The 439-nt window shown below is 46.0% G+C and carries 1 protein-coding gene; it reads left to right on the top strand.

Annotated elements, in window-relative coordinates:
• Positions 1-151: 151 nt before the first annotated feature.
• Positions 152-439 (top strand): YerC/YecD family TrpR-related protein (locus NE664_14185; protein MCQ4727784.1); only part of this gene is annotated, 288 nt, incomplete at its 3' end.

Below are 439 nucleotides of genomic sequence, written 5' to 3'. Positions count from 1 at the left end.
GTGACTCTTTCCAACAACGACGACGGCGTCGCTCACGTCATCGAAAAATTTATGCTGTCATGAGTGTCCGGGGGTGGACTTTATGACTTTAATATGTTAAAATACTCCATAGATGAAGATACAGCAAAAATGAAGGGGACTGATTGAAACCATGAACAAAAAAATCAAGACAGATGCGGTAGACCATCTGTTTCAGGCGATACTGACACTGAAGACACCGGAAGAGTGCTATACCTTTTTTGAGGATGTATGCACGGTTAATGAACTGCTCAGCTTATCCCAGCGGTATGAGGTGGCAAAGATGCTTCGGGAGGGACGCACGTATCTGGAGATTGCGGAGAAGACCGGGGCTTCCACAGCTACGATCAGCCGGGTGAACCGTTCGCTGAATTATGGTAACGACGGATATGATATGGTATTTAAACGTCTGGAAGAGACA

The sequence above is a fragment of the Anaerotignum faecicola genome (genome assembly GCA_024460105.1).
GTDB lineage: Bacteria > Bacillota > Clostridia > Lachnospirales > Anaerotignaceae > JANFXS01.
The sequence above is the reverse complement of the archived record's forward strand: the minus strand, read 5'-3'. Positions and strand labels throughout refer to the sequence as shown.